Genomic DNA, 21,539 nt, shown 5'->3' on the forward strand with positions numbered 1-21,539 from the left:
GTTGTCGGCATTTTTTATTAAACGAATAAGGAGTGGTATGTCAAATCTTCATTTGCACCATCTAGAGAATTCACGTTCATTTCGAATTTTATGGCTTTTAGAAGAGCTTGGTATTGAGTATCAGCTCACTAAGTATGAACGTACAAAGTCGTTTTTAGCCCCTAAAAGTCTAGAGGCAGTTCATCCTTCTGGTAAAGCGCCTATTTTAGAAGTGAAGGGTATAGACCCTCAGAATCCAGAAGAAACGAAGCCTCTAATTGAGTCCGGTTATATCATTGATTATTTGATGGCCAAATACGATACCGAATATAAACTGCATCCTAAAGTTGATGCTGATGATTCTGCATGGCGCGATTATGATTTTTGGATGCACTATGCTGAAGCGTCTGCAATGCCGCCGCTAGTGATGCGTCTGGTATTCACAAAGGTGGTAGAGCGTTCACCTAAGCTAATTCGTCCAATCGCTAAAGGTATTCGTAAGCAAGTCGAAGCGTCTATGATTAGCAGAAATATCAGCAAAACCTTGGATTTGGTTGAAAGCGAGTTGTCTTCTGGTCAGTGGTTTGCTGGTGAAGAGTTTAGCGCAGCTGATATTCAAATGGCGTTCTTCATTGAAGCGGCTAATGCCGGTCATAGCTTAGATAGCGTACGTTATACCAATACTTTAAATTGGTTAAAACGTTGTAAGGCGCGTGAAGCTTATCAAACTGCCGTTGCCAAAGGAGGCAAGCTTGAGTTCTAAGAACAATATAGATCAAAAGGATATTCAAAAGCCTGAGATTTTAAAGTCTTGGAAGATTAAGATGTTTGTTTTGCTCCTTTGCATAGTAAGCTTTTTCGCTGGATGCCAAGCGAGTCGATCGCATTTGGTAAAAGAATGCCGTCTGGCAGGCGCTCAAGTCGTGAGGCAAAATGATACGATGTTTTGTCAATTGCCTTAGCTTTGCAATTAGGGTCTGTTGAACATTCAAATATTAGGACTGCTGATAGCTAAAATTGTTCCAAACTAGGTGTAAACCGACGATAATGTCTAGACCTTAGCTAGGTTTATAACAACGTTTGGGGCAATTTTAGCAACAGCCCTGCGGGGCAGGGCTGTTTTTTGTCAATATATTGCGAAATTTTTTAACTTAGAATGACTAAGCGTCAAAAATTTCCCTGCATATTGCCTAAAAAACAGCCTCCGCCAGTTCCACATTTGAATATTCAACAGACCCTTATAAAATTTAAATTAAGCCCGTGTTTCTTTTAATAGAAATGCGGGCTTTTTTATGGCAAATCAGAAGGGTGCTCTAAATTTTCTTGAAATAGTAATCAGCGGTGCCTATATAATTACGCGATAGTCACATAAAAACTTGACATTACAATAAATTCTTGAAACTAACTTGAAAAAAGAGTCGATAGGCTGCATATATATAACAGAATAAAGCAAAGCCAAGTAATAAGCGGTGTATAGTATTTAGTCAGTTACTGGCCTATTTACTCATTGATTTGCTAGATGGCTATTTAAAATAACTGCTTGAACATTGCTTTAGTACGCATATAAAAACAATATTAACAATTAAAAGGATACTCCATGAGATTTGATAAATTTACCCAAAAACTACAGGCCGCTTTGCAACAAGCGCAAAGCTTAGCACTCGGTCGAGACCATACTAGCATTAGCCCAGTGCATATTATGGCCGCTTTGCTAGAAGACGAGTCTAATATCTCGGTCTGTCAGCAAGCAGGTGCCAGTATTCCTTCGCTAAAAAATGGTGTTGCAAAAGCACTGGATAATCAAGCGACGATTTCGACACCCACTGGCGAGGTTAATTTAAATCCAGATGCGGTTAAAGTGCTAAACCTTGCTGATCGCCAAGCACAGAAAGCTGGTGATGATTATATTGCCACTGAGTGGGTATTGCAGATTTTAGCCGAGCAGGGTGATACCAAAAAGATATTTGAACAAGCGGGTGTAACCGCTGCTAAATTAAAAGCAGTGATCGAGCACCTTCGCGGGGAGCAAACTGTGGACAGTCAAAATGCAGAAGACCAACGTGATGCGTTAAACAAATATACCATCAACTTAACGGAGCGAGCGGAGTCAGGTAAGCTTGATCCAGTCATTGGCCGTGACGAAGAGATTCGCCGCACCATTCAGGTATTGTCACGCCGCACTAAGAATAACCCAGTATTAATCGGTGAACCAGGTGTGGGTAAAACAGCCATTGTTGAAGGTCTGGCACAAAAAATCGTTAACGGCGATGTACCAGAGGGCCTACGCCGTAAAGAAGTGCTATCATTAGACTTAGGTTCATTAATCGCTGGTGCTAAGTACCGCGGTGAGTTTGAGGAGCGTCTAAAAGGCGTGCTCAATGATCTTGCCAAGCAAGAAGGTAATGTCATCTTATTTATTGATGAGCTGCACACTATGGTTGGTGCTGGTAAAAGCGACGGTGCGATGGATGCCGGTAACATGCTAAAGCCTGCTCTAGCACGCGGTGAGTTACACTGTGTGGGTGCGACCACGCTTGATGAATATCGCCAATATATCGAAAAAGATGCGGCACTTGAGCGTCGTTTCCAAAAAGTATTGGTTGATGAGCCAAGCGTTGAAGATACCATTGCTATCTTGCGCGGCTTAAAAGAGCGTTATGAGCTCCACCACGGTGTCGATATTCAAGACAGTGCGATTATCGCCGCAGCCCGTATGAGTCATCGTTATATTACTGACCGTAAGCTGCCAGATAAAGCCATTGACTTGGTTGATGAAGCGGCCAGCCGTTTACGTATGGAAATGGACAGCAAGCCTGAAGCATTGGGCAAATTAGATAGCCGTTTGATTCAGCTAAAAATGCAGCGTGAAGTGTTGAAGAATGAAGAAGACGCAGGTGCGCAGGCTGAGCGTAAAGTGCTTGATGAGCAAATTGAAGAGCTTGAAAAAGAATATGCTGATTTAAACGAAATCTGGCAAGCTGAGAAAGCCTTAGTAAAAGGCAGTCAGCAGCTTAAAGACGAGCTTGATAAAGCACGCATCGCTTATGACAAAGCCAGCCGTGAAGGCGATTATGAGACCATGAGTAAACTGCAGTATGAGACCATTCCGCAGTTAGAAAAACGCATTACTGAGTCTGACCTTGCTGAACAAAAAGAGCAAACAGGTGAGGGTGATGGTATTAAGCTGCTACGTAACAAAGTAACAGATAATGAAATCGCAGAAGTAGTGGCGGCTGCAACAGGCATCCCTGTGAGCAAAATGCTACAAGGTGAACGTGAAAAAATGATCGCCATGGAAGAGAAGCTACATGAGCGTGTCATTGGTCAAGATGAAGCGGTGCTTTCGGTTGCTAACGCTGTACGTCGTAGCCGTGCTGGTCTGTCAGATCCAAACCGTCCATCTGGTTCGTTCCTATTCTTAGGTCCAACGGGTGTCGGTAAAACAGAGTTGACCAAATCATTGGCTAACTTCCTGTTTGACTCTGAGGATGCCATGGTACGTATCGACATGAGTGAATTCATGGAGAAACACAGCGTCAGCCGCTTAGTAGGCGCACCTCCAGGTTATGTCGGTTATGAAGAAGGCGGTGTGTTAACCGAAGCCGTACGCCGTAAGCCATATAGCGTCATCTTATTTGATGAGGTAGAAAAAGCGCATCCAGATGTGTTTAATATTCTACTTCAGGTATTGGATGATGGACGCTTGACGGACTCTCAGGGCCGAGTAGTGGATTTCAAAAATACGGTTATCATCATGACCAGTAACTTGGGTTCACACAAAATCCAAGAGATGGCCGGTGATGATTACGAAGAAATAAAAGCCTCAGTTATGGAGTCGGTTGGTCAACATTTCCGTCCAGAGTTTGTGAACCGTATTGATGAAATTGTGGTATTCCATCCACTTGGTATGGCGCAAATGGCCGGTATTGCAGATATCCAACTTGACCGCTTACGTGATCGCTTAAAAGAGCGTGAAATGGATATCAAATTATCGCCAGATGCGATGAACATGCTCGTTGCTGTGGGTTATGATCCTGTTTACGGTGCGCGTCCTCTAAAACGTGCTATCCAGCAGCAAATTGAGAACCCATTATCACTGAAATTATTATCTGGTGAGTTTGTTGCCGGTGATACTATTAAAGTCGATGTTGATGAAGAGGATAATCTAGTATTTACTAAGTAATTTGCACTAAGTAAATGACATAGAAATCTACTTTATTAAAGCATAACTTTAGATAGTCGTTAAAGTTTGAAAACTTAAAAAGCCTAGCTATTATTAGCTAGGCTTTTTTATTATTAAGATTTTAATGCCATAATATTATTAATATTACAATGTGAATTTGTTAAATTATTATAATAAACCTGTTATATAGAATTGCTAAAACTTTAACGGCTTGTTAAGGTGATTCTTTTTTTAATAGGGTAGACAAATGAGTGATTTGAAAATTGGGCGTTTAGGACCCTTTCCAAGGGTTAATAAGCCCGTATTTATAGCCTCAGTTGTTTTGATTGTCGGATTTATTATATTCGGTGCATTATTTCAAGAGTTAGCAAATACAGTATTCACTGAAGCACAAAATTTCATTACTTTAAGATTTGGCTGGTTATTCATTATTCTAATGAATGCCGCCGTTTTTGTTTGTCTGTATTTGATATTGAGCAGATACGGAGATATACGTTTAGGTCACCAAACAGAAGCACCGCAGTATAGCTTACCGTCTTGGATTGGTATGCTGTTTTCAGCAGGTATTGGTATTGGTATCATGTATTGGGGTACTGCAGAGCCAGTATACCACTTTATGGCGCCACCATTAGGCGATGCTGAGACTGTTGAAGCAGCTAAGCAAGCGATGAACATCTCGTTCCTACATTACGGGATTCATGCTTGGGCCATCTATGCATTTGTAGCGCTATCACTGGCATACTTCCACTTCCGCCGCGGCCTACCTTTAGCCATTCGTTCAGCGTTATATCCTATTTTAGGTAAGCGCATTTACGGCGGTTGGGGTCATACGGTCGATACATTGGCTGTGTTTGGTACCATGTTCGGTGTGGTCACCACGTTAGGTCTGGGTGTACTCCAGATTAACTCAGGTTTAGAAGGTTTATTTGGCCTACCAAATAACATTACGGTTCAGATTATTCTAATCGGCTTTATTACTTTATTAGCCTGTGGTTCATTGATGATGGGTCTAGATAAAGGTATTAAGCGACTTAGTGATTTGAATATTTTCCTAACCTTTCTATTACTGGCCTTCGCTTTTATATTGGGCCCAACTCAGTATATTATGGACAGCTTTGTGGAAAACATCGGTAACTATGTTCAAAATATCGTTGAACTTGCTTTCTGGAACGAAGCTTATAGTAAGACCGATTGGCAGTCTGCGTGGACGATTTTCTACTGGGCATGGTGGGTAAGCTGGTCACCATTTGTGGGTGTATTTATTGCCCGTATTAGCCGTGGCCGTACCATTCGCGAGTTCCTATTAGGCGTATTATTCGTACCAATGGCTATTTTGTTCTTCTGGTTCACAACCTTTGGTGGCGTTGCCGTTAATATGGAATTAATGGGTAATCCAGGCTTTATCGAAGTGGTGCAAAATGATTATGGTAATGCCATCTTCAAATTAATGGAGTTCTATCCATTTGCTAGTGCGACTACCTTACTTATTGTCATTATGATTATACTGTGGTTTGTGACTTCATCAGATTCTGCAAGTTTCGTGATTGATATGTTGACATCAGGCGGTGATGCTAACCCACCTAAGATTCAGCGTCTATTTTGGGCAATTGTACAAGGTCTGGTTGCTGCTATCTTACTAGCGGCTGGTGGTTTAGGGGCATTGCAAGCAGCAGCGATTGTTGCTGGCTTCCCATTTGCTATTGTGATTTTAGTGATGATTTATTCATTATTTAGAGGTCTCAGCCGCGATAGACTTATTCTCTACCGTGCGCAGCAGTGGTTTATTACAGAAGAATCAGCGGATCATAATACCGCAGACGAATTTGTTGATGAAGACTTGCTAAAAGGCCCACCGAGAGTTGTGTCTGGTGACTAATTAAGCATATAAAATCACTGTTATTAAAAAAGCCAACTCTGAGAGAGTTGGCTTTTTTGTATTTAGGGTGAGTGCTTATATTATATAATTGAAGAGAGCCTTTAAATCAAAAGCTTAGTGACATTCACCAAGCGTATAGCTAACAGACTCAGTAGTACTACACGCGGAGCACGCATTACCGGCAGTTCGATAACTGATGCTGCCATCTTTAGCACGTTCTTTGACGCAAACAGGGTCGAATTGCATGGTGCAAATCTTCATTTCATCAGGATTAAAATAGCCACATTGTGTTGAGGAAGTGTCCGTTTGTTTTTGCTGGCCGTTATTAGTAGTTTTGTCTACTTGAGTGTTGTCTGTACGATTAGGCTCAGTGGCCGAGGTGCCTGATAGCGAGTAACAGCTAGACAGCAGCAGACTTGTGACAACCAAAGCCTTCAGTGATTTTTGTGATAGTAGCTTTGTTGAATCAAATGCAGTCATGTCGTTATCCTAAACGATAAAAGGGCTTATACTGCATGTCAGTATAAGCCCTTTTGATAACAGACCAAAGCCGGCTTAAAAACATTAGGTTTTTATATTATTTACCGTCTTTGTTAATTTGTACGTATTTATCAAAGTTTTCAGCATAATCGTCTAGGTTGTCACTCAACATTTGACGATATTGCTTAGCATAGAACTCGATAATCTCTTCTTTCTCTTTAGCCAAGTCGCTACCTTTAACAAAGCCAATTGACGCTACAGACGAGCTATAACGTGCTGCAGCATACAGTAGGGATGCACCAACTTGACCAGAATGAGCCTCTGGACCTAGTTGGCTATTTGCAAGTTCAATAATGGCATCAGCGCGTTTGTAAAATGCTTCGATGTCTTTAGATAGCTCAGGGCTTTCGTTGGTTGCATTATTATCTGCCATAGTGTTTCACTCTTTAAATCGGTTAGCTTATTAATTTTTAGAATACTGGAATTTATCTACTGCTAATGATGGTTATCTTTCGTAAATTATAAGAGAAGTTAGATATTGGCATCAGCACGCAGTAGTTCTGCTTTGTCTGTTTTTTCCCATGTAAAGGCGGTTTCAGAACCAGGACGACCGAAATGACCGTAGGTGGCTGTCTGCTGATACATAGGCTGTAATAGGTTTAGCATATGGGTAATACCATAAGGACGTAAGTCAAAGTGACTACGAATCAGCTCAATAATCACTTCACGGCTCACTTTGGCTGTACCAAATGTATTCACCGCAATAGAGGTCGGCTCCGCCACACCAATGGCATAACTGATTTGAACTTCACAACGCTCAGCAAGGCCAGCAGCTACAATGTTTTTGGCCACATAACGACCGGCATAAGCGGCACTACGGTCTACTTTCGAGGGGTCTTTACCACTGAATGCACCGCCGCCGTGACGTGCCATACCGCCGTAAGTATCTACAATGATTTTACGACCGGTTAGGCCTGCATCACCAACAGGACCACCAATCACAAATTTACCGGTTGGATTGATATGATAACGGGTATCTTTGTGAAGTAGGTTGGCTGGAATAACTTGTTTAATGATGCTTTCCATCACCGCTTCTTGTAAGTCAGCTTGCGAGATGTCAGGGTCATGCTGAGTAGATAAAACAACCGCGTCAATCGCAGAAGGGATGCCGTTCGCATATTGTAAAGTCACTTGAGCTTTGGCATCAGGGCGTAACCATTTAAGCTCACCTGAACGGCGTAGCTCTGATTGACGCTCCATCAAACGATGTGCAAACTCAATAGGAGCAGGCATTAATACATCGGTTTCGTTACTGGCATAACCAAACATTAAGCCTTGGTCGCCTGCGCCTTGGTCTTCTGGGTTCATGCGGTCAACGCCCTGAGCGATTTCAGGAGACTGTTTGCCAATCATGTTGATAACGGCACAAGTTTCGCCGTCAAAGCCTAAATCAGAATGGTTATAACCGATGCTGTTTACGGTATCACGTACAATGCGTTCGATGTCAATATTGGCTGTGGTCGAGATTTCGCCTGCTAAAACGACTGCCCCTGTTTTAACTAAGGTTTCACAGGCCACACGGGCGTGCAAATCTTCACGCATAATAGCATCAAGCAACGCATCTGATATTTGATCTGCCATTTTATCAGGATGGCCTTCACTTACAGATTCTGAGGTAAAAAGTTGATAGTCATGCATAATGAGAGAGTCACTTATAGTCAGGAGCTTGTATTCAAAAACTTGCGATTTTAATACCACAGCACTTTAAAAAGGGCCTATGCCATTATAGATAAAATCTGACAAGACAAACATAGAATGTAAAATAGGCTATTTTACCCTTAAGTCGGTGAAAACTCTAGTGATAGGGGTAAGATTAGCCAGACAAAAATAAGATAGTTGCTTTTGGAATAAGGCGCTGTGTGTTTAGAGCTCTGCAAAGGCCTGTTTGTCTTTGAACATACACTCTTCATAGACAGGGCAGGCCCCACATTTTGGCGTACGCGCTTGGCAAGTATAACGTCCATGTAAAATCAAATAATGATGCGCATCAAGAATAAAGTCATCAGGAACACGCTCGATTAGCTTTTGTTCAACGGCAAGCACGGTTTTGCCTGTGGCAAGTCCAGTGCGATTACTGACTCGAAAAATATGGGTGTCTACTGCCATTGTCGGCTGACCAAATGCGGTATTTAACACCACGTTCGCTGTTTTACGGCCCACACCGGCAAGCGCCTCTAAATCTTTGCGATTATCAGGCACAATACTATTGTGCTTTTCGATTAAGTCTTTACACGCTTTAATAACGTTTTTGGCTTTTGAGTTAAACAGGCCAATGGTTTTGATATATTCTTTTAAGCCATCTTCACCCAATGCATAAATAGCCTCAGGCGTATTGGCAACAGCAAACAGCTTACGAGTGGCAATATTGACGCTGACATCGGTGGCTTGGGCGGACAATATTACTGCGATAAGCAGCTCAAAATTACTGTCATATTCAAGCTCAGTCACTGGCTCATCAATAGCGGCAGCAAGCTTCTCAAAAAACGGACGCACATTGCGATTGGGCAAGCGGCGAGAGGGCGGTGTTTGTGCCGTTTTATGTTTAACTGTTTTACTCATATCAGATAATGCCTTGCAGTGCAGTTATAAATATAAAATAAGTGGGATTAAACCGCTAATTGAGCCAATTGCAGTTTTAGCGCATCAAGCTCTGCCTGTTTTTTATCATTAGCACGAACACTAAGCTGTTTTTCGAGCTTCTTAATTTTGGTACGTAATTTGGCAGCAGCAATGGTGTTTTTGGCCTTGGCTTCGTCAATATCTAGACTTTGATGCGCCGCATTGCCAAGCTTTGTTTCAACCATACTGGTCACCGGCTTAGCATGTGAGCGGTCCGCCATCTGAGCAGCAACACGGTTTAAATGAGTGTGATAACGCTGACGTAAATGGGCTTGCTCTTGCTCGCGATGCTCGGGTGTTTCACATTGTGGCGCACGTGGTACTTCTACTAAGTCAATACAGTCGACGGGGCAGGGCGCCAAACACAGCTCACAGCCGGTGCATAGATCGGTGAAGATAGTATGCATATGCTTGCCGGTACCGACAATGGCGTCGACAGGGCAAGCAGGAATACATTTAGTGCAGCCGATGCAATCGTCTTCACGGATAATAGCGCGAACTTCGGTAGGTCGACCTGTATTGGTATCAACCGCCCACTGTGATTCGCGAGCCTCAAGATGTGGACGACCCAAAATCTCAGAGATACGGTCACTAACTGGCTGACCACCGGGCACGCATTTATTGTGCGGCTCATTGTCGACCACAATAGCAGTGGCATAAGGCAGACAGCCATCGGCATGGTCACACAGGCCGCACTGAGTTTGCGGTAGTGTGGTATCAATATCTGCTACCTGTTGACGCTGAGAATCAGTAAGGCTTTCAAGACCTAAGCGATTAAATAAAATAGGTAAGCTGTCTAATCGATTAGTACTCATAATCACCTTATGCTTTTGGGTTGTCGTCAATGTACTTTATAACCAATCTGTTTGGTGATAAATATACTACGGACTGCCTATTAAACTATTGAAAAGGTCTGTAGGGTAATAAGTTTAGCTTATAAATACGCAAAAGCACCCAATAGGGAGCTTTTGTATTTATGGCGCTGTATTTTACCATATCTAGGGTGTTGTAATCTAAGCGGCCAATAATTTAGATAGGCTGCTATTGGCAATACTCATGGCATGTTTGCCAATAGGATGCGTCTTTTGTAATGCGCTTAATTGATGATCAACAGCCAATAACACATCGGCTACCTTGGCATATTTGTTATAGGTCGCATGATTATTACCTTCGATAATATTTTCATCAATGTACAAGGTGTCTGCTAGGTAATGCGACAGCTGATTGATCATATTGGCTGCATCGGTCAGCTCTAAAAAGCGTAAAGCACCGGCCACTTGTTTTAATTGGTTAGGCACATCCTTAATGGTCTCGATATCCTTATCAACCTTATTTATATCATCAAGATAATAACTTAGTGCTTGCTCAACCTGAGAAATCAGCTGACGGCTTTCACTCACTAACACGCCATAAGCGGTATCAAGCTGATGAATAGAAATCATCGTATTACTGACCGTTTGTGTCTGAGCGCCCGGTGTGTGAGACTTCGCCAAAGTAATAGCAGCATTTTCAGCAATCATTAAGTTATTAAGCAGCGCATCTAAGTTCTCAGCAGTTGGGGTGCGCCATTTTTGAATCATTACCACACATTGACGTAATGTTGCTGAGGCTTGCTCTAATTTAAGCATATGCATGGTTGAGGCTAGGGCATTTAGCTTATCAGTGATAAGCGAGATATCCTCTTGGCTAAGTATTACGCTGCTGTCATGACTGGCATCATAAACCGCATGACTGACTTGAGTTTTTATGTCATCGATGTCTTGCTGCATAAGAGTATTAACAATACTGGTAATTTCTTGGTCCGGGCCGAACATAAACTGGCGTAGCTGAGATAATTGCTCTACTTCTAACTGGTTATCTTTAAGCTGCTGCCTTAACACCAAAGCAAGCCTATGCTCACGCAGGCAGGCAAAGCTCACCAATTCTGCAAATCGACTGTCATCGGCAGATAAGTAGCTATGAAATTGCTGGTCTAGGAATATAAACAGTCTTTTCGGCTGTGCATCTAGAGGCAATCGCTTAGCGATATCTTTGGTCGCTGCTGCTGCCGCTTGCCAAAATAGGACATTTGATTTATCAGCAGGCACGGCGCAGGCTTGGTGCATGGCTTCTAGCTTTTGCTGTTCTGACTCGTTAAGCGTACCATCGGTGTTTGCTAGTAGCACCTGTAGACCAGCTCGATAAGCGGTAGATAACAAAGCGGCATTAAGCCCGAGACTGGTTAAAGATTTAAAATTCTTCGTAGGATTAGCAAGAGTAATATGCGTGTAATCCTCATTCTGCAGTGCCTTGTCATCAAGTGTCTGATGTCCAAGCAGTTGATGCAATTGATTGATAACCGGCAATAATAAAGAGGGCTCAAGCGTCTCTTGCAATAGCACAAACTCAATATAACGACTTAAGGTCATGATACCTTGTGAGAGACCTAAAATCAGTGATTCATCATTATTATCACCGCTGTCATATAGACGCTGCATACCATCTGACAATGCTTTGGCTAAATCGCTACTGCCAGTTAAAGAGATTAGCTTTAATACCGCCGCCAACTGCTTTAGCATCACTACCGAATCAAGTAATAGCGGCGCCTGTTCTTCGTCGTCATTAAATTCACTTAGATGACGTTCCGCATTTTTTAGGGTCACCGATATCTCAGGTCTTAGTAGATATAACGACGATAAATCAAAGTTGGTGACACTAATGGCCGGATTTGAGGCGGAAGATGCAACAGCTGACGTCATCATGTTATTACCCAGTTAAAAGCAGAATTAAGCGGCGATTAATTGATGTTAATTAATCACACTAAAATAAGGTGAAACAAAGACCGCTTGCAGCAATCCTTGCTCGTTGTGTTTCACTTTAATACAACTAGCAGTGGCAATCAATCAGAGAATGTCTTTGGATACTCTATATTACGAGGCGACAAATAAGGTGTCTGACAATTTTAAAGACTGCTGATTTGAAGAATAGGCCGAAGATTGAGTTAGTGAACCATATGCCAACGCAGGCTTTTTCTCATCGTCGCTATTAATCTGATGAAAAGCAGTCACCCCTTGAGTTTGTAATAGGTTCGGATGCTTTTTGGCTTGCTTAGCAACCCAACTAACATGATCGCTAAAGTAGCTGTTAGCGCTAAGGATTTGCGCTGCCAATTCGCTAAAGTCAGCGTGGGTGTTTTCCCCTTCAGTTTGAGTATCTTCATCAATGGCTAAGGCAACCTGACCACCGGTCATCGCCAGATAGACTTCGGCTAAAATCTCCGAGTCAAGTAAGGCGCCGTGGAAGGTACGGTCCATTTTACCGACGTTTAAACGGCGAACGAGCGCATCCAAAGTATTCTTTTGACCTGGATACTGCTGCTTGGCCATCGCTAAAGAGTCAGTTACTTTGATTTGGTCGGCAAAATCGGTTAAACCAACTTTATCGAACTCCATCGATAAGAAACTGATATCAAACGAGGCATTATGAGCGATGACTTCAGCGCCAAGCATAAATTCATATAATGGCTTGGCTACTTTATCAAAGGTCGGTTTATCTGCTAAAAAGGCTTCGGTGATACCGTGAACGCGGATAACCTCGTCATCCATACTGCGCTCAGGATTGATATAAACATGCAGTTTCTCGCCAGTAAATTTACGATCAACCAGCTCAATAATACCGACCTCAACAATACGGTCACCTTTTAGCGCATCAAGACCGGTGGTCTCGGTATCCATAATAAGCTGACGACCGGGCAGCCCGCGGTTAATTGGCTCAGGTAGTAATGGCTTGAAATGAGGATTAGCACGGCTGGTATCACCGTCGAACTCAATCTCAGGTTCAGAAGTTGGCTGAGTATTGTCTAAGCCATCATTACTATAAGCGAGCGTAGGGTCTTCAAATGTGCTGTCTTGCTGCTGAGTCATATCGTTATCGTTTTCAGTATAGAAATTGGTGGGAGCATCGTCTTCAAGCATCGGCTCATCAAAGCCAAGAGGGTCGTCTAGCAACCAATCGTTTTCAGGTTGTTGGTCCTTGTCGGGAGCTGGGGTAGACATGGGCGAATTACTCAGTTTTTTTTTACGTCAGTTGCTGTATCGATGCCAGTGTTAGCTAAGGCGGCATCTTGTTCTGATGAAGATAAAATACCTTTGTTGGCAAGCTCATCCGCCTTCTCATTACCTTCATGCCCTGCATGGCCTTTTACCCAGTGCCAACTAACATCACGTTGACTTTGTAATTCATCTAAGCGTTGCCATAACTCTTGGTTTTTAACTGGTTTATTGCCCGATGTTTTCCAGCCCTTTTTCTTCCAGCCTTGAATCCAAGAGGTAATGCCATTTTTGACATAGCTTGAGTCCGTCCAAATCTCTAAAGTCTGGTCGTGCGGGCTTTTCTCAAGTGCCATAATTGCGCCCATCAGCTCCATCTTATTATTAGTGGTGTGCGTGTCTCCGCCATAATATTCAAGCTGCTGACCATCACTTAAGACCAAAAAAGCACCCCAACCGCCAGGACCAGGGTTGCCTTTACAAGCACCATCAGTAAAGGCAATGGTGGTATTGGGTTTTGGATTTAGTACAGACATAAAGACTCACATGTAAACAAATAAGATAAAACGAGCAGATAAACAATAGGGGTAGTATAACAAAAAATAGCCTACCTATTGAGGTTCAAGTCGCTAATATGTCATAAGCTTCCCCCTTATTAGGGCAAGTTTGGTAAAATAGGACTCTTTACATTGACCAGACTGGAATACTATTTTGACGCTCTTACATTTACCAAAACTGACATTGGCCTTTTTTGTTGCTAGCACCGCACTAGGCCTGACCGCTTGTGATAATAGCAAAGACAAACAAGCAAACACTCAAGCGGTAGAACCAATCGATACCAAGAGTAAATTGCAGCAGCACGCTGATATATTTGCAGGCTGTTATACAGTCAGTCATGACGAGCCGGCACAGATTAAAGTCAGTCTGCAGCAGCAAGGGCTAGTGATGCAAATGAAAGAGCCGGCATCGGCCAATAGAGTCTGGGATGATCCGGAGCCATTAAATGTGCTATCACTTGATGAGATACCTAATTATTTCTCAATTGATAAAAAGAACACCGATGCGTTGATTGGCCGTCCTGATAAGATGTTTGTTGTGGCGCATGTCAAACAAGCTTATGCCAATATTGATCCGCTATTAGACAGTCAGTATTTGGGTTATATCGTGCAAGGGGCGAATACTATTTTTAAAGTTGAATGTGATGAGGTGCACAGTGAAGAGCTGCCAGAAGATATGAGTAATATCTCTGTTAAACCAGCGGGTCAAGTGCAGATTCAGTAACCGGTCATAATAAACAATAGTAATGGTCCATTATGTATAGGAAGGGGTAGCGATGGGATTTCTAAGTTATTTATTGATGGGTACGCTGGCTTACGGGGCAGGCTGGGCGGTACGTCTTTATGTGTTGGAGCAGGGGCCAAAGCCTGAGCAGCCTTATGGTTTAAAACATCCTAAAGTGATTAACTTTCTGGGATTGTTCTTTGTGATTATGCTGGTAATATCTGCTTTATTGGGACGGTTTGCTTTGGGTCATCAAGGTCTGGACATCCCTTTTATTATCGTCAATAGTGTGGTTGCGACCTTTGTATTCTCGTTTGGTCTAAGCCCAGATCATGTGAGACACGATTTACCTGATTAGGTTTTAATATAGGGTTAGTGAACAGAGTTTATAATAAAGAGTACAGAGTTTATAATAAAGAGTATTAAACATAAAAGAGGCGCTATCTATTGATAACGCCTCTTTTTTAAGCTGTGTGATTTGTCTATTACCTAGAGTAATGACCCAAATTCTAAGCCAAGCTATTGACCGTTGTCAGGAGCAACCACTTCATAACCCTTTTCGGTTTTATTAATGGTTGAACCAGCCGGATGTGTTGTGGTCTCAATTTGTGAGATATACGCATCAGGATTGCTGTCATTATTAAAATCAACCGTATCCGTAACGGTTTGCTCCGTGACTCGTAATGGCTCACCGGCCTCGATAGCAGCCGCTTGTCTGGCTGTCGCAATTGTAGGCGCACTGGCCGCTTTAATCGCATCTTCCGCTTTTTGCTCATTGGTCGATACTTGAAGAATGTTACTCAAGTTACGATACTGAGGCGTTGGAATTGATTTTGGCTCAACTAGGTTTGCACCGCCGCCTAAGGCTTGATACAGCTCAATCTGATTGTTCAGACGTTCTTGCTCAAGTCGTAGAATAGATTGCTGTGTTGAGAATAATGAACGCTGCGCATCCAATACTGCTAGATAATCATCAACCTGCGCTTTATAACGGGCATCAGACACTTCATAAATACCCTGATAGTTCTCTTGCAGGCGGTATTCAGCGGCACGTCTTTCATCTAGAGTCGCACGAGTCGCTAATACGTCGTTAACTTCTCTAAATGCAGATTCGATCGCATTCTCGTAGCTGGCCAAAGCTTGCTCGCGCTCTATTTGTGCCACTTCATAGTCGGCATCACGTCGACCAGCATCAAAGATAGGCAAGCTAACCGATGGGCCAAATGACCATCCTGCCGAACTACTCTTGAACAGGTCTGATAAATCGGTACTAGAATAGCCCAAGTTACCCGTTAAGCTAATGGTCGGATAATAAGCAGTACGTGCGACTTCGATATTCGCACCAGCTGCTTTAAGTCTATACTCTGCTTGCAGCACATCGGGACGATAGCGAAGTAGGTCACTTGGCAGACCTGCATTCAACACATCTTCTGTCACAATTGAGCTAACTGCAGGTTCAGGTAGCATATCATCGGTAATCGGCGTACCAATTAAGAATTTCAATGCGTTTCTAGCAGTCAACACATTGCTTTGAGCTTCTAACGCTGCAATACGGGCTTGCTCTACTGCCGCCGCCGCTTGAAGCGATGGTGCTTTAGAGTCAATACCTGCTTCAAGACGAGCACGGGTAATTCTTAGCGATTCTTCACGCGTCTGTAAAGTGCTCAATGCCAATTCTAACTGCTTTAACTGATAGCTTAAATCCACATAGCTGCGAGCAATGTTTGCAATCAGGCTGACTTGTGCTGTGTCTTTAGCCGCAGTAGTGGCTAGATAGTCTTGCAACGCTTGTTCTTTTAAGCTTGAGATTCTACCCCAAAAGTCAAGCTCATAGCTTGCCATGCCTAGACCGACTTCAAAATTATCGTCGCCATTGTCATAGCCACCACGACTGCTCCGAGAGTACTCACTATTAGCATTAACACGAGGCAAGTCTTGTTTATCACTAATGCGATACTGCGCTTCTGCACGCTGAATGGCAAGAACCGCTTGTTTCACGTCTTTGTTGTTTTCAAGACCCATTTGAATCAACGATTTTAGCTTGGGGTCGGTATAAAAGCTCTGCCAACGAAGCGCCGCTAAGCTTGAAGGCGCTTGGTTTGGATCAACATAATCATAGCCCGAATTAGCACCCAGTGGGATATTTGGGCGCGCAACGGGTGGATTGGTCTCAGCAGAGGGGATGCTTTGACAGGCACTTAATGCCACTGCCAAAGCAGATAACCCAAACAAACGTGACCATTTTTTATTGGTATTCATAGCAATTGCACTCACGCTTCGACTTGTTTTAGTACTCGTTAATGTTACAGATGTCGTCATTGAGTGTTGTCTCCAAAATTAGCTGGGGTAACCGGTGCCGCGCCAGCATTCGGTGAGGTGGCCGCATCTGAATGTGATGATGAACCTGTTGAACCGGTGCCTGAACCGTTGTTATTTTTGCCTTTAAAGATACTACGAACCCATACATAGAACATAGGGATAAAGAAGATACCTAAGAAGGTCGCTGTAACAACACCGCCTAATACACTGGTACCAATGGCGTTCTGACTTCCTGCGCCAGGACCGTTAGCAAGATATAAAGGAACCACACCCAGACCAAATGCCAATGAGGTCATGATAATTGGACGCAGACGTTGACGCGCCGCAAGCATAACCGCATCTCGTAGCGAGTTTCCTTCCTCTTGGTGTTCTTTAGCGAACTCGATAATCAAAATCGCGTTTTTAGCAGACAAACCAACGACGGTGAGAAGACCAACTTGCAGGTAAATATCATTGGCAAAGTCTCTAAACCAAGTAAACATGACGGCACCAATTACCCCTAATGGTATCACTAAAATGACCGCAAAGGGGATAGACCAACTTTCGTATAAAGCCGCTAAACATAAGAAAACAACTAAGATAGAAAGCGCATACAGCATAGGCGCCTGTGCACCAGACTTTTTCTCTTCAAGAGATAAGCCTGTCCATTCGTAGCCGATACCCTCAGGCAGCTGACCGATCATTTCCTCCATAGCTGTCATCGCTTCACCAGTACTTAGACCTGGCGCAGCATCACCCTGAATGTTCATAGAAGGGAAGCTGTTATAACGGGTCAGTCGCGGAGAAGCATATCTCCACTCACTACTAGAAAAGGCATCAAATGAAATCATCTGTCCTGCGTCATTACGTACATACCACTTCTGAATGTCATCAGGGTTGGTACGACTGTCTGCTTCACCTTGAATATAAACGCGTTTAATACGGCCTCTATCGATAAAGTCGTTAACGTAAGATGAGCCCCATGCTGTTGAAATAACACTGTTAATAGCTTGTATCGGTAAGCCGTAAGCGGCAGCTTGCTCTTGGTTAACATTGACTTTTAATTGCGGTGCATCTTCTTGACCGTTAGGGCGTACGCCTGACACCTGGTCGCTTTGTGATGCCATACCGAGTAGCTGGTTACGAGCAGCAAGTAAGCCCTCATGGCCTACGTTACCGACATCTTGTAGCATTAAGTCAAAACCACTGGCATTACCAAGCTCAGTAATAGCAGGTGGCACAATCGCATAGACTTGAGCTTCGTTTAATTGAGTAAAGAAATAACCCATAGCTCTATCAGCAACTGCTTGAGCTGAGTTCTCATCGCCATTACGGTTTTCCCAGTCTGACAAACGGATGAAGGCAAGACCCATGTTTTGACCTTGACCAGCAAAACTAAAGCCTGCAATGGTAAAGACGGCTTCAACGTTATCTGTTTCTTGCGAATGGTAGTAATCGTTTACTTTAGCCAGCACATCTTGGGTTTCTTCAATGGTGGAGCCCGCAGGAAGCTGAACCAACGTAATCATAATACCTTGGTCTTCATCTGGTAAGAATGACCCTGGGATACGCATAAAAATAACAGCCATAATACCGATAATGGCAGCATAGCCTAAAGCATATAACCATTTCAGATTAATGCTTTTACCAATAAAGCGCTCGTATGATTCACTTATTTTGTCGAAGGTACGGTTAAACCAGCCAAAGAAGCCTTTTTTACCGTTGGTTTCTTTACGCTCACGTTTGAGTAAAGTCACACACAATGCCGGTGTAAAAATTAACGCCACAAGAGCTGATAAGGCCATACTGGTGATTAGGGTAATGGAGAATTGACGATAGATTACCCCCGTTGAACCACCAAAGAATGCCATCGGAACGAAAACAGCCGCTAGAATCAGAGCAATACCGATAACAACCTTACTGATTTCACCCATTGATTGTACGGTCGCATCATGTACGGAGATGTCAGGGTTTTCTTCTAAGATACGTTCAACGTTTTCGACAACAACGATCGCATCGTCCACCAGAAGACCAATGGATAGAACCATAGCGAACATGGTAAGTATGTTGATACTAAAGCCTGCGGCATACAACACACCGAAGGTACCTAGCAATACGACAGGTACGGCAAGCGTCGGAATAATTGTCGCACGCCAGTTCTGTAAGAACAGGAACATCACCAAAAATACCAACACAATGGCTTCAATTAGGGTGTGGACAACCTGTTCGATAGATAACTTAACAAATGGGGTGGTGTCATAAGGTACGACGGAGGTTAGACCTGCTGGGAAGTTCGCTTCAAGCTCAGCCATACGCTCTTCAACCAACTGTCTGGTTTCAAGCGCGTTTGAGCCTGGTGCTAGCGAGATACCCATACCGGCTGATTGGTTGCCATTGTATAAGGCTTGAACACTGTAGTTCTCATTACCCATTTCTACTTTGGCAACATCACCTAAGCGAACCTGAGCACCTGTATTATCCGTCTTCAATAAGATGTCTTCAAACTCTTGAGGAGTCTGTAAGTAGCTTTGAATAGTCACTGTCGCGTTAATAACCTGCTCTTCAGTATTGGCAGGTGCTTGACCAAGTTGACCCGCTGAGATTTGCGCGTTCTGAGCTCTAATAGCGCTCACAACATCACTTGGCATCAGATTAAAGCTACGCAGTTTGGCAGGGTCTAACCACACGCGCATGGCGTATGATGAACCAAATAATTGAACCTCACCGACCCCTTCAACACGGCTGATTTGATCAACAACATTAGAGGCAATATAGTCTGAAATATCAACGTTATCCATTGAGCCATCTTCAGAGATGAAGCCTTGAACCATCAAGAAACCGCTTGAGGATTTGTTGACATTTACCCCTTGGCGTTGAACAGGTTCTGGCAATGAGCTCATTGCTGACTGCAGCTTGTTTTGGACCTGTACCTGAGCAGTATCTGGATCGGTACCGTTCTCAAAGGTTAGCGTTACAGACCCGCTACCGCTTGATGAACTGCTAGATGACATATACATTAGGCCATCAAGCCCCTTCATCTGTTGCTCAATAACCTGAACAACAGAGTCCTCAACGGTTTGGGCATCAGCACCAGGATATGCAGCACTGACACTAACGGTTGGTGGCGCAATACGAGGGTACTGTTCAATCGGTAAATTAATAACCGAAATCACACCCAGGAGCATAATTAAGATTGCAATCACCCATGCAAAAATAGGGCGATCAATAAAAAATCGTGACATGATAAATTCCTAGTCTGCCTATTTTTGAATTATTGTGTAGCTTCGTTTTTAGGTGTGTTTTCAGTTTTTCTTTGAGTGTCAGGCGCGTAGGGTCCTTGCGGTGCAGCTTGCGGTGCATTGCCATTATTGTTATTTGGCTTTTGATTACCTGGCATTGGTTTAACCACAACCTCTTGATCAGGTTTTAAGTTTGTTCCACCGATAGCCACGACTTTCTCGCCTTGATTCAGACCATCCGTAATAATCCAATTGCCTTTATAAGTGCCATTTACTTCAACATCGCGTACTTGAATTTTATTGTTTTGATCGACAATGTTTACTTGCGTCTCACCTTTTGGCGTACGTATTAATGCGCTTTGCGGTAGTAAAACAGCGTTATTAATGCGCCCTTGTAATAAGCGTGCTTTTACATACATACCTGGGAGTAAGATGAGGTTGTCGTTTTTGAAAGTAGCCCGTAGCGTAACGCTTCCTGTGTCTTGATCAACCCGTGCTTCTGCCAGTGATAATTGACCTCTAACGGGATAGGTAGAACCATCTTCTAATATCAGCTCAACACCACTGCTACCGGGCTGTATTTTGCCATTGGCTTGCTGCTGTTTCAGTCTCAGTAGATCAGCAGAAGATTGGCTGATATCGACATAAATAGGGTTGATTTTAGAAATGGTAACCATCGGATCCACTTGGTTAGCGTTTACTAGCGCACCTGCGGTGACATTTGAGCGCTCTGACATGCCAGTAATCGGCGAGCGTACAATGGTACGGCTCATATCTAACTGACTGCTTGATAGCTGTGCTTGAGCCGTTTCTACTGCCGCTTCAGCGCTTTCAATATTTGCTTTGGCCTGTTCAGCCGATGCTTGTGCACTAGCATAAGCTGCTCTTGCCGTCTTGGCTTGCGTTTCTGCTTGTTGATATTGCTGCTCAGAGATGGCCTGCTGAGAGACTAGCGGACGCAATCTTTCCATATCAGCAACGGCTTGCTCATAATCAGCTTTGCGCGACTCAATATTGGCGACTGCATTGTTATAGCTAGCAATTGCAGTATTGACATTGGCTTTGGCCTGTTGAACCGCCGCTTGGTTGGCTGCTTGGTCTGCCGCATAGTTATCAAAGTTTAGACGATATAAGGGTTGATCCTTTTGCACCATGCCGCCCTGTGCATACAAAATCTCATCAACAACACCGGTTACCTGTGGTCTAATATCTGCCACTTCATAAGCGGTTGTGCGTCCAGAGAATTCTTCAATCATGGGCACGGTTTGGAATTGTACTGTAGTGACGTTAACAACAGGAAGCGGTGATTGTTGCTGGGCAGCAGCATCTGCTTCGCTTTCTTTTTTATCACAGCCTACCAATACAAGGCTAGATAATGCCAAACTAATAGCGATGAAAAGATGTGATTGCTTCATGTAAAAGACCTTAAGATTGTGGATCATCACAAGCAGATGAGCTAGCTTGCTAGATAACAGGACAAATAGAGTGTATCGATA

Annotated in this window: 14 protein-coding genes and 1 pseudogene; 5 read left to right on the forward strand and 10 right to left on the reverse strand. The window is 43.4% G+C overall.

The genetic code is table 11. The annotated features are described in order from the left end of the window. Positions 1-37 precede the first annotated feature (37 nt). From AC2SLO_RS05900 to AC2SLO_RS05910, 3 genes are all read left to right on the forward strand, one after another. A complete protein-coding gene (locus AC2SLO_RS05900) occupies positions 38-742 on the forward strand; it encodes a glutathione S-transferase (RefSeq protein ID WP_486540819.1) in 705 nt (234 codons plus the stop codon). A gap of 834 nt (positions 743-1,576) precedes the next feature. Continuing rightward, positions 1,577-4,162, forward strand: coding sequence for an ATP-dependent chaperone ClpB (clpB, locus tag AC2SLO_RS05905; RefSeq protein ID WP_486540817.1), 2,586 nt, complete (start codon positions 1,577-1,579; stop codon positions 4,160-4,162). Between the two features lie 247 nt (positions 4,163-4,409). Beyond that, entirely contained in the window at positions 4,410-6,038 is a 1,629-nt protein-coding gene (locus AC2SLO_RS05910; RefSeq protein WP_486540815.1) for a BCCT family transporter, read from the forward strand. Positions 6,039-6,152: 114 nt separating this feature from the next. Here the strand turns inward: AC2SLO_RS05910 and AC2SLO_RS05915 are convergent, their stop codons facing one another. The 7 genes and pseudogenes from AC2SLO_RS05915 to dnaQ form a co-directional block, all read right to left on the reverse strand. Continuing rightward, positions 6,153-6,518 carry a hypothetical protein gene (locus AC2SLO_RS05915; RefSeq protein WP_486540813.1) on the reverse strand — a complete coding sequence of 122 codons (366 nt, stop codon included), beginning with the start codon at positions 6,516-6,518 and terminating at the stop codon, positions 6,153-6,155. 97 nt (positions 6,519-6,615) lie between these two features. After that, the gene (locus tag AC2SLO_RS05920) at positions 6,616-6,951 is read right to left on the reverse strand and encodes a DUF3144 domain-containing protein (protein WP_486540811.1); all 336 of its coding nucleotides are present in this window, start codon (positions 6,949-6,951) and stop codon (positions 6,616-6,618) included. Between the two features lie 98 nt (positions 6,952-7,049). Then, entirely contained in the window at positions 7,050-8,216 is a 1,167-nt protein-coding gene (metK, locus tag AC2SLO_RS05925; RefSeq protein WP_486540809.1) for a methionine adenosyltransferase, read from the reverse strand. A 225-nt stretch (positions 8,217-8,441) separates the two neighbouring features. Then, positions 8,442-9,137: an endonuclease III gene (gene nth / locus AC2SLO_RS05930; RefSeq protein ID WP_486540807.1), complete on the reverse strand. Its 696-nt coding sequence runs from the start codon at positions 9,135-9,137 to the stop codon at positions 8,442-8,444. Positions 9,138-9,184: 47 nt separating this feature from the next. Beyond that, positions 9,185-10,012 carry an RnfABCDGE type electron transport complex subunit B gene (locus tag AC2SLO_RS05935; RefSeq protein ID WP_486540805.1) on the reverse strand — a complete coding sequence of 276 codons (828 nt, stop codon included), beginning with the start codon at positions 10,010-10,012 and terminating at the stop codon, positions 9,185-9,187. A gap of 198 nt (positions 10,013-10,210) precedes the next feature. Next, positions 10,211-11,938: a hypothetical protein gene (locus AC2SLO_RS05940; protein WP_486540803.1), complete on the reverse strand. Its 1,728-nt coding sequence runs from the start codon at positions 11,936-11,938 to the stop codon at positions 10,211-10,213. A 168-nt stretch (positions 11,939-12,106) separates the two neighbouring features. After that, positions 12,107-13,761: pseudogene (gene dnaQ / locus AC2SLO_RS05945) on the reverse strand (DNA polymerase III subunit epsilon). 175 nt (positions 13,762-13,936) lie between these two features. On the opposite strand from dnaQ, the gene AC2SLO_RS05950 reads away from it, so the two are divergent. Beyond that, the gene (locus AC2SLO_RS05950) at positions 13,937-14,506 is read left to right on the forward strand and encodes a hypothetical protein (RefSeq protein WP_486540801.1); all 570 of its coding nucleotides are present in this window, start codon (positions 13,937-13,939) and stop codon (positions 14,504-14,506) included. A gap of 52 nt (positions 14,507-14,558) precedes the next feature. Continuing rightward, positions 14,559-14,864: a hypothetical protein gene (locus AC2SLO_RS05955; protein WP_486540799.1), complete on the forward strand. Its 306-nt coding sequence runs from the start codon at positions 14,559-14,561 to the stop codon at positions 14,862-14,864. A 161-nt stretch (positions 14,865-15,025) separates the two neighbouring features. On the opposite strand, the gene AC2SLO_RS05960 is transcribed toward AC2SLO_RS05955, so the two are convergent. Genes AC2SLO_RS05960 through AC2SLO_RS05970 form a run of 3 tightly spaced genes read right to left on the reverse strand, consistent with a single transcriptional unit; the run spans position 15,026 to position 21,458 of the window. Continuing rightward, positions 15,026-16,765, reverse strand: coding sequence for an efflux transporter outer membrane subunit (locus AC2SLO_RS05960; RefSeq protein WP_486540797.1), 1,740 nt, complete (start codon positions 16,763-16,765; stop codon positions 15,026-15,028). A gap of 56 nt (positions 16,766-16,821) precedes the next feature. Next, on the reverse strand, positions 16,822-20,046 hold the full coding sequence (locus AC2SLO_RS05965; protein ID WP_486540795.1) for an efflux RND transporter permease subunit: 3,225 nt from the start codon (positions 20,044-20,046) through the stop codon (positions 16,822-16,824). A gap of 29 nt (positions 20,047-20,075) precedes the next feature. Next, a complete protein-coding gene (locus AC2SLO_RS05970) occupies positions 20,076-21,458 on the reverse strand; it encodes an efflux RND transporter periplasmic adaptor subunit (RefSeq protein WP_486540793.1) in 1,383 nt (460 codons plus the stop codon). Positions 21,459-21,539 lie beyond the last annotated feature (81 nt).

The organism is Psychrobacter sp. CX14 (genome assembly GCF_057396205.2).

Excerpts from the sequence above, each read along its gene's own strand:
- nth (WP_486540807.1), bottom strand. The coding sequence starts at position 9,137 with ATGAGTAAAACAGTTAAACATAAAACGGCACAAACACCGCCCTCTCGC.
- AC2SLO_RS05900 (WP_486540819.1), top strand. The coding sequence starts at position 38 with ATGTCAAATCTTCATTTGCACCATCTAGAGAATTCACGTTCATTTCGA.
- AC2SLO_RS05960 (WP_486540797.1), bottom strand. The coding sequence starts at position 16,765 with ATGAATACCAATAAAAAATGGTCACGTTTGTTTGGGTTATCTGCTTTG.
- metK (WP_486540809.1), bottom strand. The coding sequence starts at position 8,216 with ATGCATGACTATCAACTTTTTACCTCAGAATCTGTAAGTGAAGGCCAT.
- clpB (WP_486540817.1), top strand. The coding sequence starts at position 1,577 with ATGAGATTTGATAAATTTACCCAAAAACTACAGGCCGCTTTGCAACAA.
- AC2SLO_RS05915 (WP_486540813.1), bottom strand. The coding sequence starts at position 6,518 with ATGACTGCATTTGATTCAACAAAGCTACTATCACAAAAATCACTGAAG.
- AC2SLO_RS05910 (WP_486540815.1), top strand. The coding sequence starts at position 4,410 with ATGAGTGATTTGAAAATTGGGCGTTTAGGACCCTTTCCAAGGGTTAAT.
- AC2SLO_RS05935 (WP_486540805.1), bottom strand. The coding sequence starts at position 10,012 with ATGAGTACTAATCGATTAGACAGCTTACCTATTTTATTTAATCGCTTA.
- AC2SLO_RS05920 (WP_486540811.1), bottom strand. The coding sequence starts at position 6,951 with ATGGCAGATAATAATGCAACCAACGAAAGCCCTGAGCTATCTAAAGAC.
- AC2SLO_RS05955 (WP_486540799.1), top strand. The coding sequence starts at position 14,559 with ATGGGATTTCTAAGTTATTTATTGATGGGTACGCTGGCTTACGGGGCA.
- AC2SLO_RS05940 (WP_486540803.1), bottom strand. The coding sequence starts at position 11,938 with ATGATGACGTCAGCTGTTGCATCTTCCGCCTCAAATCCGGCCATTAGT.
- AC2SLO_RS05965 (WP_486540795.1), bottom strand. The coding sequence starts at position 20,046 with ATGTCACGATTTTTTATTGATCGCCCTATTTTTGCATGGGTGATTGCA.
- AC2SLO_RS05970 (WP_486540793.1), bottom strand. The coding sequence starts at position 21,458 with ATGAAGCAATCACATCTTTTCATCGCTATTAGTTTGGCATTATCTAGC.